The organism is Mucilaginibacter sp., from assembly GCF_028288185.1.
GTDB lineage: Bacteria > Bacteroidota > Bacteroidia > Sphingobacteriales > Sphingobacteriaceae > Mucilaginibacter.
This window is the reverse complement of record NZ_JAQBOF010000027.1, coordinates 43,447-58,248: the sequence shown is the minus strand read 5'-3', so window position 1 is coordinate 58,248 and position 14,802 is coordinate 43,447. Positions and strand designations below refer to the sequence as shown.

Here is a 14,802-nt window from a genome sequence, read left to right as displayed (position 1 = left end):
TTATATTAATTTGCCAAACCCAACAGAACCAACTTATTAAACTAATTATAAATGAAAACGCACCTGGTAGTTATAGCTATTCTTAATTTATTTATTGCAACATCTTTTGCGCAAACAGCGCAGACAATCCAAACGCCACAACCTAAACCACTTTATTGGGACGATGTACAAGTGATAAAAAAATACGATGGCATGTTTGCACCACCTGTGCACCCGGTTTTGTTCACCGGCAGTTCGTCTATCCGTAAGTGGGATGATGTTCAATATACATTTGCCGAGTACAGTGCTTTAAATCGTGGCATAGGTGGCGCTGTTACTAATAATATCATTTATTATTTAAATGACCTTGTTTTCAAGTATCAGCCTAAACAAATTGTATTATATGTTGGCGAAAACGATCTGATGGATAAAGTATCAACTGTCGATTCGGTTTATAATCGCACCATGAAACTGTACCAGGCCATAAGAGCTAAAATGCCAGAAGTACCTATTCTTTATATAGGGATGAAACCAAGCCCGTCCCGTGAAAAATTTATGCCGATGGAAGTTGATTTTAACGCAAGAATCAAAAATTTTTTAGCTAGCGAAAAGAATACTGTATTTGTAGATGTGTACCCGTTAATGCTTAACGATGGTAAATTAAGACCCGAACTTTATGTTGGCGATAAGCTACACATGACCAAATTGGGTTATGCCGTTTGGGAAAAAGCGGTGAGGCCGTATTTGATCAAATAACCGACTATTCTTTTTAGTGGCAAGTATTAGGATTAATTGATTGAAATTTTTAGTTTTATTTAAAATAGTCCTAAAAATAATTTCACGATCAAAACTATGGCTGCTACAACCCCGGCTGACGATTTTCAGCAAACCCCTACCCGTCTATATTCGTTAGATGCCCTGCGTGGCTTTGATATGTTTTGGATAATGGGTGCCGAAGAGATATTTAGCAAACTGGCTGAAACAACCCATTCGCCTTTTTGGGGAGGTGTAGCCAACCAGTTAAGTCACCCTGCCTGGAACGGTTTTCATTTATATGACCTTATTTTCCCGCTTTTCCTGTTCATGGCCGGTGTTTCCACTCCATTTTCAGTAGGCCGCGAATTAGAGAAAGGCAAGTCACGCAATCAATTATTGGTCAGAGTTATTACAAGAGGCCTTATCCTGGTTATATTGGGAATTATCTACAATAACGGGTTAAATATTAAACCCATAGCCGAGATACGATTTGCATCCGTGTTAGGCCGTATTGGTTTGGCTTATATGTTTGCCAATATCATTTATATATACTCAACAGAAAAATTTCAAATATTTTGCTTTTGGTTTTTCATTATCGCATACTGGTTGATACTGAAATTTGCTTCTGCTCCCGGCTTTCATCCCGGTGATCTGACCATGGAGGGAAATTTCGCATCTTATGTCGACAGATGTTTATTACCGGGCAGGCTATACCTTGGCATACATGACCCGGAAGGACTATTCTCTACCATTCCTGCTATAAGTACGGGGTTATTAGGAATATTGACAGGTATCACCTTAAAAAAGACAGGCCTTAGTCAGAACAAAAAAGTGATAAGGATGGTTGTTGTGGGCGTCATATTCCTGGTATTAGCACAAATATGGAACCTTGATTTCCCTATCAACAAAAATCTTTGGACAAGCTCATTCGTGTTAAATGTTGGCGGATTGAGCTTATTATTGATGGCGTTGTTTTATTATATAATAGATGTACTAGGATATAAAAAATGGGCGTTCTTTTTTAAAGTTATCGGCATGAATTCTATTCTGATCTACATGTCCGGGAAGTTTATTAATTGGGAATATACCACTAAAGGATTTTTTAATTGGCTGTTTCACATAGTTGGCGATCCATATAATGTAGTAGTTGGCGCTGTTTGTTATTTGATGATCAAATGGTTATTCTTATACATTATGTATCAAAAAAAGATCTTTTTAAGAGTATAAAAAGCCAACTCCTAACTGGTCGAATTTTATTAGTTTCGCCAAATAAATTATTACAAAATAACACGAAACAAAAAATTGCTACCATAGTTATAAGTTTTTAACAATTCAATGATCAAATTATTTATAGGCGGGTTTCCACTCGAAATGTCTGAACTAGAAATTGTACAGCTAGTGGCCTTTTATGCCGAAGTCAGCACGATCAAGGTCGTCCGCGATAAAAAAACAAGAATTTGCAAAGGCTATGCCTTCCTGGAAATAAAGGATCGTGCTGGTGCCGAACATGCGATCGAAGTTCTGAATGGAAGAATGCTGTCTGGCCGCGAGTTGCGTTTAAGTATAGTGGAAGAAGATCAGAAAAAAAGTGCCCCCGCAGCTATGAAACAAAAACGCCCAAGGGTACATGTTAATATTACTAAGCGATAATTATTTGCCGATACAGAAAGTGAAACTGCGTTATAAATCAATCAGTTAGCATGGTTCAGTTACAAACTAGTAACAATTTTTATTCAATTATACTTTTTTTGCCGGTTTAGCTTCTGTTCCAACTTTTTGGAATATTGAATTAGCGCCGCCGAATGCAAAGCATTGTGCCGGTATTTCATCTCGAAGTTTTAATGCTTTTTTTACAAATATTTTAAATGCTATCTGTTCTACTTGTTCTGATTTATAATCAACAATTAATAAACCAGCAGAATAATCTTGTACAGAAATTATCCATCTTTTTAAAAGTTCATTTATATGATCGTCTCTAAAGCTATAACCAACAATGTACAGCTTACTATATTTACCATAGGTAGATAAATCTTTTAAAACACGATAGTAATATTCAAATGGATACTCACTCATCTTTAGTGACTTGCCTCCACCTGTAATAATCGCCGGATATAATGGCCAGCCTTCTCTTTCTATATTATTGTATATGTCATAAGTGAAAATATCTTCACAACGAAATTTGATGGCTTTATTACGCAGATAATCATAAAAAAGTGATAATGAACCGTGAAGATGATGTAGCTCAATAGTGCTATCAGTATAATCGTCACCATATTTGTGGTTATTTAGGGCGGGGTCAAAGTCAAACTTCGAAATATCCGTTCCTTTAAATACACTTGTAGAGGAGCAAAAGTCAGTAAAGTTCTCCGAACCTATATCATCTAACATTATTGATTCTGCTAACAAATCGTAGTTAAGAGTAAAAACAAATCCCTTGTCTGCGGTTGTTAATTCATCCTTTAAAAACTTTGTAAAAACCCCTAGCTTCTCCTGAATGCTAGGTTTTCTAACATTTCCAATTATTAGACCCAGTATTTGAAATATGTATTTGTTATAAATTGATTTAATGATGCTTTGGTGGCGATCAAGGAATGGGTTTGGCAAATCGAACTTATTTAAGAAAACTTGTCCTACCTCACTTCTTATAAAAAGATTGTATTTAACAACGCTATTGTAGGCGTCTTCAAGTTTTGAAAAGTTATCCTCGAAATCGTTGAAATTTAAATTGTCCACTCCTCCGCAAAGTTCTACCAAGAAGTCGTTCTCATCGCCTTCGAGTGATTCTAAAAACCGCTGAGTTATTGCTTTTAATGAAAATACTGGCGACAAAGCCATCGACAATCCGTTGCCAAAAAGAAAAAGTGGAACATTTGCCATAACTTATTGCTTGTTTAATTAATTCGATATATTCGTGCTTGTTAGTGTCTTTACAATAGTTAGTGGCCGCCGTTCCATTATTCCTACTTAAGATGTAACATCTCATTAAGTATTGGAAATCGCTATGTGAAGTTTTTTTTGTGCTATCCACATTTTCAAAAAGTCGCTCATCACTGTCGATCTTCGATGTTAGTTTGACAATAATAAAGCGCAAAATTAGCCTATAAAACCTTATTTAGACTTTCTCGTTCTTCATCACTTAAAGTTGCTACGCTTTCTATTACTTCAAGAATACTTTGACCATATCCTGTGGCAAGCAGCAAATTTACTAATCCCACAAGCATTTTACTTTGTTGATTATTTGAGGTTTGGAAGATACCAGGCACTGCACAGTAAATTTCTTTTATCACATTTTCCAAATCATTGGATTTGATTTTTGATTCAGGTAATATTCCCTTGCTTTGATATTCTTTAATCAATTTATCAGCTTGAATATCTCTCACGTAATGTTTTTCTTTCTTGGATACTAAAGCTTTAAGCGCAGTCAACAAAGTCTTGTAGGTCGGATGGCTCTGGTTTTTTTCAGCAAAACCTAATACTGGCTCATTATCAAGTGTTTCATGGAAACTATCAAAAAATGGTGACTCGATATAAACAGAATGATGAAATTCAATTGCTTTGTTATTAAATGAAGTATATTCTTTAGATGCTTCTTTTTGATTTTGGCCAAGAAAATAGAAATAATATTTATCTCCAATCTTTTGATTCCAGCGTATAAATACTACTTTAAAACTATCGTTGCCGATGGGATGGATTAACTCTTCACTGTCCCCTATCATTTCATCATAAGCCAACTCAACTCCATTAACGATTATCTTATAACCTTTTTCTCGATTAAGGAATAAAAACCAACCAAATTCACAAGACAGGTAGTCAACAAACTCTTTGCTAGATAACGATTTTGCCGACAGATCAAAAAAGTCGTAAAAGTTTACAATCGTACCTGTATTAGTATTTCTTGTTATCGTCCTATCATCTATCGTGAAGTTTTGTAGATCGGCTTTATTTATCGCTATATTGTAAGAAAGTAACTTTCCATTGGGGCCTTCAACGGTTGTCGCCCAGTTACAGCTGTTAGCAAAAGTACTGAAAGCATATCTTCCTTTTCCTTTCCTACCTTTTTGAAAATTATCCTTATTAAATAAGTCACGTTTATTAGAATCAAGGAAGTTTCCAAAGGTGTCATCAATAGTTTCGATGTCAATACCTGTACCATTGTCACTTATCGAAAAAGATTCTAGACGTTCAAGTGTGTTAGATTCAAAATTTAAATGAACAATTGTTGCTCGTGCGTCAAAACTATTCCAAATATATTCAGCTAAGGCTTTTTTATAATCGGTTGGTAATCCGCTTTGTTCGATGCTTTTAGCTGTTATTTTTGACGTGTGCTTATCCATTCGTTTAAATTAAGTCTACTAATATAGTTAGTACTCTAATAAGTTCTAAAGTTATTTACTAACACTAAACATAAATCAAAATATGAGAATTGATCAAATACAAATTATCACCACTCGTGAAGAAATACAAGAAATGATCGACAAAGCAGTTATGGTAGCGTTTGAAAAATTGAACACGCACGCTTCAGTCGTAGCGATTTCTAAAAATGAGCAACCAGTCACTGCCAAAGTATTGTCGCAATTCTTATCAATTTCACAACCAACGTTGATTCGGTGGAGAAAAAAAGGGAAAATACCTTACCTAAAAATTGGAGGTCGAATTTTATATCGAAAATCGGAAGTAATGACTGCGATGGAAGTTAAAAAATAAGATCATTAATATCTAAATCGAGCCCTGATAGAAGGCATTTTAAAGTCCTCAGAGTCTCTGTTCTATTCTTTATATGCTATTAATCAATCAACTCACTAAGTTCTGCTATTAGGCGTGTTAGTTAATGATATTGCGCATTAGATGTTGAAGCTAAGAAATATCGTTTGTCTATGCCTTAAATTGGAAAGAACTAGCATTAGTCATGAATTGTCTATAGTACTGAAAATGCAATATTTTTAGATATATAACCCAAACCGATGCGAAAGTGAAACTGCATTAAAAACTAGCTAATACCTTTCAGTTACAAAATTGTATTAAAATTAAAGTAGTGACATACTAATAACTGCTAATCGATTATGGGCACTTCAGTTTTTTGACTTGTGATTTTTTTCTTAGTTATACCTTTGGATTTACTAATGGAAAAATAGTTTAAAGGTTGCTCGAACGCGTTTACAATTTTTTGTAAATTTTCGATAAGGCCGTCTCGTAACATATTATTCTCGTTAGTTTTAAACATTAAGTGATAAAACGAAGCCCAAATTATTGCCGCATCTCTAAATTCGATACTGTTAACGGGGCCAATAACTGAATAACATTTAGATATGGGAATTACTGCGCTAGCAAGATTTATGTTTACGGACGAACACGCAGATAAGAATAGCCTTTTTTTGTATAAATGATTTTCTAAAATTTCCCCAAATTCGTTATACGTTATTTCATCCAAAGTGAAGTAAATTTTTTCGTTCCCACCATGACATGATATGTGCAAATACCTAAAATTTGAATTATAAAATAAAGTTAGTACACTTAATAGTTCTTTTTTTGTTCTTATGTAATAGTATTGACTTTCGACACCGTTCAAGTGTAAAATATTTGACAAAATCTCTCCTTCAAATAGTTGATCTTTTTCGTCCTCGAAAGTTAAGCTTTCAATTATAAAAACACCTGGAATAGTAGTTTCTTTTTTCATAGTATATGCGATAGAGTTTAAGGAATTATCGTTGTTAAAACTATTGTTTAAGATTTTTAATTAAAGGATTTGCAAAACTTTCATCTTTCCGAAATGATTCGCCTCAACCCAAAATATCAAATCTAAAACTTTTAAATTTGTTAGTTTATTCTCGATCAGAATATTGTCTTTATCTATTAACAAGATTTCATTCCGAATTTTGTTAATAGCCGGAATGTTATTTTTCAACCAAAATTTATAAGCATTACTTATAATAATAAAAGCCATAAAAAAACTTTCATTTTTTAGGCCGAAGTAGTTTTTGATCGGATTATCTAGTGCACAATATTCATCAGGTAAGAACGTGTGGACAAGTTTTGTAAAGAATGAAGCAAGGTCTTTTTCTTTAATAGATTTGCCATGTTTTATTTTTGCTTTTGCAAAATATTTTAGATAAAGACTACTTAATTCTCTTTCATCAATTAACGTCAAAATTGTCGGCTTTTCGTTGTCAAGGAAAGTTAAATATTCATTATCTATACCCTGTAATGAGTACTGTTGCTTAAAGGTATTGAAGAAATAAGGTTCGCTTAAAAAATGGTCTTTATCACCTAAAGTCTCAAAATAATATTTTTGAAAGTTGGCCGATCTTGTGTCGTTAATGTGATAGCACAATCTCTCAAGTACCCAATTTAAATTATCACTCTTGCTTAGGCCCCTCGAAATTTGATTGATAACATATTGAGTTCGGCTTTCAATATAAGAGGTGAAATTATCTTGCATCAATAGTTTAAATTAAAGAATACGATTAATTGATAATTTTAAAATACTCTTTTAAAATTTTTATAAAACTGTCAAAATCAATACCACCATCGTCCCAAGTCGCTTTTCGAACATTTACATATCCATTTTTACTATCAAGTTCTACACTAACATTGTCTGCAATCTCAATTTTTGATAGTCCAGTACGCCAGTTGATTACTTTATCACCGATTTGTTCCCCTATATCAGTAACGAACTTCGCTTTTTTGACAAATTGATCTTTTGTTGTTAAAGTACCGAATGGTCTACTGATAACGCAAAGTGAATAATGTCCGATTTCTTTGGAGGCATCCTCACCTTGCCTCAGTGACATCTTAACTGACTCTTTATTTTCGATAGCACTTTTTATTTCAATGGAGTAATCCAATGATCCGATCCGAATTACAAAATCTTTCCCATTATCTGGGTTTTCAGGTTCAATAAAATGAGGATGTGCTTCAGCTAGTGCATCTAAAAAAGCTTGTTCTGCAGCCGCTCCAACATCTTGCCGCCACCTAACTTCTTCAGCATACTCTGCCATTTGATTGGCTTTATCTATTAAAGATTGGACATTACCTATTGACTTAGCGGCGTCATCAAGTTGCTTTAACTGATCTGCGCTAAGTGAAAGTGCCGCTAGTTTTTCCATTTCTTCGATAGGCTTTTTAATTTTCATAAGGCGACCTACACTGCTGCCAGCGCCAAATGCTTTGATGAAAAGAATCGGCTGTTTTTCTGTAAAAAGAGGAAATAATTTTGCCCCGCGTTCACTCTCAGTAAATTCTTTTAAGGCCATAAAAAGATCATGATATTCCAGGCCTTCTTTAACCTTGTCTTCAATAGAACTATCTTTAAATAAATCGTCGATCGGCCTTGTCAAGATAGACACATCGGTAATTCTCAAATTAGTATTGAAAATCCCCTTATACACCAAAAATGATGCGGGGTCTTCAAACCCCGATTGATTTTTAAATAGTTTTTTTAGTAGTGGTTCAAACTCCAGCGAATTGTTTTCCTGGTAGATTTTATCTGTATATTTCTTAAATATGCCGTCTTGTGTTAGAATAATATTCTGTTCTAACACAATTTTATTTTCTTCGTTACGATAGACGAACGCCAAAAAATCGTTTAGCCATTTTAGTGCCGTTGCTTCTTCATCAAAATATTCTTCAATAAATGTTTCAAGTTTACCAGCTTCCTGTATGAGAAGGCTAACCATCTTTAATGTCCATTTCTCAGCTGAATCCCAATTATAATCTTCTTTGAAGTCGAGAACTACTTTGCCTTTTACCTTATTTGGCAACAATCTATTTAAGAGATCAAACCAAACTTCGCGCCGTTCTGCCCTCGAAGGTTTGAAGGTACAACATATGTCGATAATGGCTTGTATTTGTTCTTCGGTAGCTGCCTCAACTTTCAGTGTACCAATGGTTCCATTCATATCGTTCAAAAATTCTTTTATATCAAATTCCTGAACAAACTTTGATTTGAAATTTTTAGGTAATAATTCGCTTTGAAGGTCTCGGCCTAATCCTTTTGAAATAAATTTAAATTGATCATCAAGATCAACCTCCTTAAAAACGTCATTCTGTAGACTTAAACTCCCGGCTTGAGTCGGATAAATCGGGTACTCATTCCCTAATCGTTCGTTTTGGGATTGTTCAAGCAACCAGACAAGATTTTGAAGCCATTCATTAACCGCTTCAGTAGTTTTAAGCTGTTTGCTAATTGTATCAATTCCTGTGATGCTTTTTACTAACTTTTCTATATCCACCATTATATTCGCAGGCCAATTTTCATTTTCCTGAGATATAATACGGGTCCAATCTATGTAACTACCTTCATCAGGAACTTTATCGGGGAAAAGGGCAGCCAGTAAACTATGTAAATCTTTGATCAAAGCATCTTGACAATATGGGAAATATGCTTCACCAATTAGAATGGCTTCTCCGCCCGCAGTCTTTACAAGTTTATGCTTAAGTAATTCATTTCTTATAGGGTTTTGCAAGTCGTTTTTAAGCCATTTCGAACTATAGTTTTTATCAGGGTCTTGCGGAAATCCACTTTCAGCTAATAAGTGAAGATTTTGAACCTCTCCGTTAACTAATTGACTTATAAAATTAGGAAATGCGTTGATGTAATCTACAAAAGCGTCTCTGTTGGATTTACCAATTGGGTCTACATCGTTTTCATCTTGACTTACGTGTTTTGTTCTAACCCCGTCGCGAGGTTCTGTAGGCTTAAAATTGCCATGCTGAATGATATTCGGGATAGTGAAATCTTCTGTCCCAATTAGTGGCAGTTCTTTAAATAAATGTGCAGATTCGCCAATTGTAATTAAGTTGTACTTTTCATTTTGTACTTCGGCCGGAATCGCTACAATCAATTTTCCATATTCTTTATAAAGTAGTCCGATCTTGCTTTCCGGAACGCTATCATTCACTAATTGAACAAAATTGATATCACCTACAGCATTAGTATTTATATGTATACGGAGAGTCCGTGATTTGTTTTCTTCAATAATCTTTACAGACTTTAAACTGCTTCTATTAATAAGTAAAGCAAAAGTTAAATTGAGTTCTAATTGTTTTATACCACCCGAAGCTATGTCGGCACATGCAGGAGAAAGTTCGTATTCAAAACAATTCCATGGATCTGTAATTTCTTCCGGCGTAATTTTATCAATTTCGCGAATGTTTTGAATACTCAACGCCAAGCTTTCCATCATCGGCGGTAAATCAGTTGGTGTTCTATTTAGAGTGTGTATGAATCGTCTTTGTCCCTCTTCATTCTGATGAACCCCTGTAACCTTAACACGTTTGTTAAGTAGATGCGATGTGACAAAGCCGGTGCCGAATTTACCAGCATTCCCGTTGCTATTATCAAGCGGTTTGGTGGAACTTCTTAATGTCAATGCGATCAAATGATCTGAAAAGAAAGGTTTCCCATTATGTTTAAATATGAACCTGTCTCCCTCCTTCAGACAAATTACCTCAACGCCATCTCCCGCTTCATCTCGCGCATTTTGTATTAATTCCCAAATCCAACGATAACGATGTTGTCCTTCAAAACTGCCCAACCTTTCAACTTCTTTAATTATGTCTCGTGCGTCGGATTCATCTCTGCGTCGGTCAATAAGGTTATCTACTCGAGATTTTGTTGGCGGTGTGTAATCTTCCAATGTGATAAGTTCTAGGACTAAGTTTTAATAATTGTATAATAATGAATATCATCGCAAAGATAATTATAAACATAATTTAGCAGATAACAGAAATTGGCATCCGAAATTATCAATGAAATTACGGGAAAATCGTTTTAAGCTATCACTGACACTTATAGGATGAATAAACCTCAATTGAACGCATTTAAAAGCCTTAAGAGTCACTATCTTTCACTTCATCCTGTATTACACCAGTCTGTGAAATTAATTCGTTATTGGGCTTATAATTATTTGCTTAGAATTATCTTTCTAAGCAAAAGCCTTCAGTAAAAAAATTGCTATGATTATAATGAATTGAAATATACTATGTCTACGAAAAATTTACCTGTTCTACCGATAATTATTACATCGTAGTCCTATCAGTATTTTTCTTTGTTGGGTTAGAAGAACTTCATTTCGGATCTTGTTTCAAACAAAAGCTGTGCTATTCCTATTCTCTTTTCAAGATTTCTATCCAGCAAAACTTTATTTATTTTTTTATTTAAAAAATACAAGAGGTAGGTAAAAAGTTCCTTAAAGTATATAGCCCCCTTAGCTAATAATCTTATTGCTTCAGCTACGCTACTAGAAAAACAATCATTGAATACGGCTATATCATCGGCACTAATATCCCGGTGTACACCCGTAATATATTCCGCTTCACGATTAGCCTCGTCCTTGGAACTTATAATATTTCCAAAACCAATCGCGTTGTTATAAGAACTCTGCTTGTTCAGAAAATCCGCCGAATTACAGGAAACTAATAATACATCATGGCCATTAAAAAGTTTTCGGGTGAAGTCAAGATTTAAAAAAACGGCTTTTCCACCGCTTGGGGAATCAATGCTACCAAAAAGGCTGCCATGTGACCCATGCCCTAAAAATATGATCAAAGCATTTCTCTGGTATGCAGCAAGTATATTAATAAGTTCGGAATGGCTTTCTTGGTTTGCCGGAATGGTATGATAGTGTTCGCCAACTTCCGCGCCGATGACTGATAGAAAAGAAGTGCTCTGGTCCTCTGGGTGAATGCAAATGATATGGGAATAATTGTCGTTCATCAATTAATTTCAGTGTAATGAGCGATAGCTAATTCGGTAAATTCTTGAATAAATCTTTGACTGTTTACATCGTTTGCCTCTATCAGCTGTACTATTGCCTCCAGCGTTTTACCATCGTACATGAGGTTTCCTGTCTTCAACGTGGTTTTACCAAATTTCTGGAATGAACTTACCAAGATATCCTTGACATCGACCTCTGATTTAATTATCTTGATAATAGCATCAGTGTAAGAGTCTTCAGTTCTACCACTAAAAACAATTCTTGCGCTCATTAGGTGCTTAAGGATTTCAATGGAATTAATGTCATATTGCCCAGACTTCATACTTTCTGCCACCTGGGTTTGGATTTTTTCCAGCAAGTGCTTAGAGGATTCCTCGATCTTACCGGAATAAAGAATAAATGGCGCGTTATACGGCTTCCGTTTTTCAGACAAAAGAATAGAGACAATGTCTATTCCTTGTACCTTGAAATCGTCTATTTTAATTAAATTACAATCTGATGCGATTACGCTGATGCCAAAGCCCTTGGTTTTCTCAAAAACATGATCTAAAAATTCTTGGTTTTTGAAAGTACTGGTGTCTAAGTCAACAAATTCCGATGGATCAACCAACCAATAAGTAACATCGTACTCTTTTAAACGGTCAACAATCTTAGTTTTGATGATTGTTTCCTGACTGGAGTCGTCATCAAATACTAAGAAGCAGACTTTAACTTTATTATTCATTATTTAAAGGTTAATTGAAAGCCGGCACCTTTAAGCTTTAGGTTATTGCCAAGTATAGAAATAGACCCTTTTAGCGTGGCCATTCTAGTATGGATATCATACATACCAATACCCGACCCCTTCTCATCGGAGTCCCTTGTTCCCAGATTGTATATAGCATCCGGGTTCCTTAAAAATATATCCGGTAGGCCTTTTCCGCTATCATAATAATCCATAACCAGTTTATTGTTATCGTTGGATAAGTCGACCAATATTTTAGCTGCCCCTGCTTTAATCGAGTTAGACACCAGGTTGTCAATAATAATGTCAATATCAATCGTGCTAATCAAAGTGGTATATTTAGCATGGTTGTTTATTTCAACAGAAAGCTTATCTTTCCTAGACAACGCGGAGTCTTTAACATACTCCTCGATATACTGTGGCAGTTCAACTTTGTGCTTCGCACTTTTATAGTCAAAATTTGATTTGATAATAATCGCTGAAACCTTTAAAGCCCTGTCCAAGTTGCTTTTAATAAAGTATAAGTCTTCCCTGGTTTTTTTATCAAATGAATTTATGCGGTTGAATAGTTCTTCGAAATGCGACGATGCATTGCCTACATATAGGTCAATAGAATGAACTAACTGCTCGGCATCATCACCGCTTAAAGTTTTCCTTGTAGCACTTAAATAGTTATTTTTCTGTTTCTCAAGCGATAGCTTTTCGTTTAAGTCTTTGTTTTTTTCTTCTTCCCGTTCCCTTTTTTCCTGTTCTTCCTTTGCCTTTTGCTCAGCTAAAAGTCTCTCAAACTGCGCTTTATAACGTTCCTTTTCCTTACGCTCAGTTGCCAGTTCTGCCTCACGGCGCTTTTCCTCTTCTCGTTGTGCCCTCTCTTCAGCTTTTTTCCGTTTTTCTGCCTCTTTACGGGCCTGTTCCTCTGCAGCTTTTCTTTTTTCCTCCTCGTCGTGCGCCCTTTTTTCAGCTACCTCTTTTTCAGCTAGTAACTTCCGGTAATTTTGTTCGGTTAAGAAGATCTTTTCTTTTAGATCATCGTCACCCGTAGATTCGGCTATTTTTTCTAAATCTTTAATAAATTTTGGTTGAACTTCTTCAAGATTTTCATTAACTAAGTCAACCAAATTTTTATCGTACTCGATAATTTGTATTTCCTTGTTATCTGCTAAGCCTTTCATAAGTTGGATAAAGTCGATCTTGCTACCCAGATTAGCTTTAGCCTTCGAGTAATCTTCAGAATCCTTATCGGTCGCCAATAAATTATCACGAAGCCTCTTTCCTTCGCTATCAGAATTGAAATATTTTTTCTTTAAAAACGCCTCGCCCCAAAGTACACCTACCACGTAACGTTCTAATCTTTTTAGGCCGATTTCTTTAAATGCTTCTTGCAATTGTGAAGATCCCCAGGTGTCAACTAAACCGCCATCCCTGCTAGAGACTTCCTTGAATTGCTCGAATTCTTCTGTTATAATGTCTACCCTCCCAAAAAGCTCGCGTGAGCTTAAGAAACGATTATAACCTTGTTGAGCCCTAAAATCTAAGCCCCAACTATCATCGCCAGTATTACCATAAGGTTGCACCCTAAAGCCATTTTTAAACAAGAACACAGAGCCATAATTAATCGGCTCAATGCCCATAAGCCTAGTGAAATTGGCTTTAGCGCTCCTGTTTAAATAATAGAGGTTGATCTTTAAGTTATCCAGTAGAGGTGCAAAGTGATTCGGCTCCTTGATATAGTAGACTTGTGTCCCCCGGTCGATCAACTTAGTTTCAATTACATCAACTTTAAAATCGATTTCAATCTGAGTGGTCTTTAAGTTTAGTATGTCAAGGATCGAGTTTTTAACAGGCCCGTTAATTATATCGCGCTCTAATATCGGCTTCTTTTTTTCATCGAGTTTAGACTTGTCCATTTCCTTGTATTTCTCGCATACAATTTCTATGGTAAAAGTTTTTGTCTCGGAAAAAGGATTTATTAACTTTTCAAGGGAGTGCTTTAAGTTCTTGATTTTCTCACGCTCCCAGGGAAACGGTAAGCCAGATATCTCCAGTATGGTGCCATTCTGTGCATTTCCAGGGAACGTAACACCACTGCCCGTGGCGGGGTAGCTTTTATAAGGAACCTTTATTTTGCTAAAATCTTGTTTGGCGTCTTGTTCAAATTTCAACCAATTGATGTCAACTTGGCTAATAATTCCAGACTCTTTTGCCCGCGTCCTTAGAATGAGGTTTTTCCCAAGCCTATCGCATGAGAATCGACCGATCCCTTTAGCACCGGCGTAAAATCTTTTTGCTTTTATTTTATCCCGATATGATTCCCGGCTATCATCATCATTATTGTCATTGCTCGCATCTTCTTCGGTTTCATCGTCGTCCTGATCTTCGCTACCGTCCTTCTTGGCAGAATAGGCAACAGCGAACCATTTATTTTCCAAGTCGGGTTTCGACATGCCTTTGCCGTCATCCGCAATAATGATCATGTTGTCCTCGAAAACAATGGTCACATTTTGAGCATGTGCGTCGTAAGAATTTTTTACCAGTTCAAATACAGCAATATACTCATCGGTAATAAGATCTTTACCGATGATGTTTTTTAACCCCGTTTTTATTGAAAATGATAATTCTTCTCCCAAA

At 35.6% G+C, this 14,802-nt stretch carries 12 protein-coding genes; 4 read left to right on the top strand and 8 right to left on the bottom strand.

Features of this window, described 5'->3' with window-relative positions:
• Positions 1-51 precede the first annotated feature (51 nt).
• The 3 genes from JWQ34_RS10640 to JWQ34_RS10630 all read left to right on the top strand — a co-directional run bounded on the left by JWQ34_RS10640 (position 52) and on the right by JWQ34_RS10630 (position 2,385).
• A complete protein-coding gene (locus JWQ34_RS10640; RefSeq protein ID WP_299357235.1) occupies positions 52-735 on the top strand; it encodes a GDSL-type esterase/lipase family protein in 684 nt (227 codons plus the stop codon).
• Positions 736-831: 96 nt separating this feature from the next.
• The gene (locus JWQ34_RS10635) at positions 832-1,962 is read left to right on the top strand and encodes a DUF5009 domain-containing protein (protein WP_299357234.1); all 1,131 of its coding nucleotides are present in this window, start codon (positions 832-834) and stop codon (positions 1,960-1,962) included.
• Positions 1,963-2,070: 108 nt separating this feature from the next.
• Positions 2,071-2,385 (top strand): RNA-binding protein, encoded by a 315-nt coding sequence (locus JWQ34_RS10630; RefSeq protein ID WP_299357233.1) that lies wholly within the window; start codon positions 2,071-2,073, stop codon positions 2,383-2,385.
• Positions 2,386-2,472: 87 nt separating this feature from the next.
• Here JWQ34_RS10630 and JWQ34_RS10625 read toward each other — a convergent pair whose 3' ends face one another.
• Entirely contained in the window at positions 2,473-3,612 is a 1,140-nt protein-coding gene (locus JWQ34_RS10625; protein ID WP_299357232.1) for an SIR2 family protein, read from the bottom strand.
• Between the two features lie 221 nt (positions 3,613-3,833).
• A complete protein-coding gene (locus JWQ34_RS10620; protein ID WP_299357231.1) occupies positions 3,834-5,069 on the bottom strand; it encodes an ATP-binding protein in 1,236 nt (411 codons plus the stop codon).
• A gap of 82 nt (positions 5,070-5,151) precedes the next feature.
• Here JWQ34_RS10620 and JWQ34_RS10615 point away from each other — a divergent pair, with 82 nt between their 5' ends.
• A complete protein-coding gene (locus JWQ34_RS10615) occupies positions 5,152-5,439 on the top strand; it encodes a helix-turn-helix domain-containing protein (RefSeq protein ID WP_299357230.1) in 288 nt (95 codons plus the stop codon).
• Between the two features lie 346 nt (positions 5,440-5,785).
• Here the strand turns inward: JWQ34_RS10615 and JWQ34_RS10610 are convergent, their stop codons facing one another.
• The 6 genes from JWQ34_RS10610 to JWQ34_RS10585 all read right to left on the bottom strand — a co-directional run bounded on the left by JWQ34_RS10610 (position 5,786) and on the right by JWQ34_RS10585 (position 14,801).
• A complete protein-coding gene (locus tag JWQ34_RS10610) occupies positions 5,786-6,409 on the bottom strand; it encodes a hypothetical protein (RefSeq protein WP_299357229.1) in 624 nt (207 codons plus the stop codon).
• 60 nt (positions 6,410-6,469) lie between these two features.
• Positions 6,470-7,171: a hypothetical protein gene (locus JWQ34_RS10605; RefSeq protein ID WP_299357228.1), complete on the bottom strand. Its 702-nt coding sequence runs from the start codon at positions 7,169-7,171 to the stop codon at positions 6,470-6,472.
• A 25-nt stretch (positions 7,172-7,196) separates the two neighbouring features.
• A complete protein-coding gene (locus JWQ34_RS10600) occupies positions 7,197-10,370 on the bottom strand; it encodes a hypothetical protein (RefSeq protein ID WP_299357227.1) in 3,174 nt (1,057 codons plus the stop codon).
• A 419-nt stretch (positions 10,371-10,789) separates the two neighbouring features.
• Positions 10,790-11,449 (bottom strand): hypothetical protein, encoded by a 660-nt coding sequence (locus JWQ34_RS10595; protein WP_299357226.1) that lies wholly within the window; start codon positions 11,447-11,449, stop codon positions 10,790-10,792.
• Positions 11,449-12,174, bottom strand: a complete 726-nt coding sequence (locus tag JWQ34_RS10590) for a hypothetical protein (protein ID WP_299357225.1) — start codon at positions 12,172-12,174, stop codon at positions 11,449-11,451. The genes JWQ34_RS10595 and JWQ34_RS10590 overlap by 1 nt, the downstream gene beginning before the upstream one ends.
• Positions 12,174-14,801, bottom strand: a complete 2,628-nt coding sequence (locus tag JWQ34_RS10585; RefSeq protein ID WP_299357224.1) for an ATP-binding protein — start codon at positions 14,799-14,801, stop codon at positions 12,174-12,176. Before JWQ34_RS10585 ends, JWQ34_RS10590 begins: the two co-directional genes overlap by 1 nt.
• Position 14,802 lies beyond the last annotated feature (1 nt).